At 71.4% G+C, this 1,351-nt stretch carries 1 protein-coding gene; it reads right to left on the reverse strand.

Going from position 1 to position 1,351, the window contains the following annotated elements:
- Window positions 1-17 precede the first annotated feature (17 nt).
- Entirely contained in the window at window positions 18-1,118 is a 1,101-nt protein-coding gene (locus KN815_RS49080; protein WP_216348199.1) for an IS110 family RNA-guided transposase, read from the reverse strand.
- Between the last annotated feature and the right edge of the window lie 233 nt (window positions 1,119-1,351).

Below are 1,351 nucleotides of genomic sequence, written 5' to 3' on the forward strand. Positions count from 1 at the left end.
GGATGCTCCTATGGATGTCAAGCGGCTTCAGTGAGGTCGCTTTGTGTGGTTTGCCGGGTGGTGGTGCGGTGATCCAGGGATCGCATGAGGACGCGGTAGACCTCGCGGGCGACATGCCGCTTGAGGCAGCGCATGATGTCCTTCTTCGACAGGCCCTGCTGGGTGCGTCGTTCCATGTAGGTGCGGGTGCGGTCGTCCCAACGCAGGCGGCAGAGCACGATGGTGTGCAGGGCGTGGTTGGCCGCCCGGTCCCCGCCGCGGTTGAGGCGATGACGGTCCCGGCGCCCGGAGGAGGCCGGTATCGGCGCGACACCGCACAAGTGGGCGAAGGCGGCTTCGGAGTGCAGCCGGTCGGGGTTGTCCCCGGCGGTGGCCAGCAGCTGCCCGGCCACGTCCGCGCCGACGCCTTGCAGGGCCAGGAGCTCGGGGGCGGCCTGGGCGGTGAGCGTCTTCAGCTCGGCCTCCAGCTCGTCGATCTCCTCGGTCAGGGCCAGGATCCGCCGGCCCAGCCGTCGCAGGGCGGCTTTGGCCGCGTCCAGCGGGTCGGCGAGATCGTCACCCGGCCGCAGCCGCGCGCATGCCTTCGCGAGCTGGGCAGCGGTCAGCCCGCGCAGCCCGGCGCGCAGGCTCTCGGGCGCGGTGACCAGCAGCTGCCGGGCCTGGTTGACCGCCTGGGTGCGGGACTTGACGGCCGAGCGGCGCGGCACGCGAAGGGCACGCACGGCCTCCACGACACCGGTGCGGGTCTTGGGCGTCCCGCTCGCCCGGCCGGAGGCCACCGCCACGGCGGCGGCATAGGCGTCGATCGGGTCGGACTTGCCCTTCAGCCTGCGGGTCTTGCGGTCCGGCCGGTCGACCTCGACAACCCTCAGCCCCGCCTGCCGCAGGACGCGGGCCAGTTCGGCTCCATAGGCGCCGGTGCCTTCCACGCCGACCGCCATCACGGTGCCCTGGGCCAGCAGCCAGGCCAGGAGCTTGCGGTATCCGGCCCCGGTGGCCTCGAACTCCTGGTCGGCCAGGTGGCGGCCGAGGCGGTCGACCACTGCCGTGTGGTGGGTCTCGCCGTGCGTGTCGACGCCGCCTGTGACTTCCAGGGCCTGGTCCGTCATGCTGGTCATTGCCGTCCTCTCGCTGATCCCGGTGGGGCGGCACGCGCCGGCCGGGCGGGCGGACAGGACAGTGGCGGGGCTTCTTGACCAAGCTCCTATGAGGTCACGGACGCCCGTCCGGTCGCGTGCGAGGCGGCTCCTCCGAGCGGATCGACAAATCCAGTACAAGACAGTCGAGACGTCGGTCAGTCCGTGAGTCAGACCCGTCGGAGAAGCCACGTCACATCCTCACTGTCAGTCCT

This window comes from Streptomyces niphimycinicus, assembly GCF_018883605.1.
Lineage (GTDB): Bacteria > Actinomycetota > Actinomycetes > Streptomycetales > Streptomycetaceae > Streptomyces > Streptomyces niphimycinicus.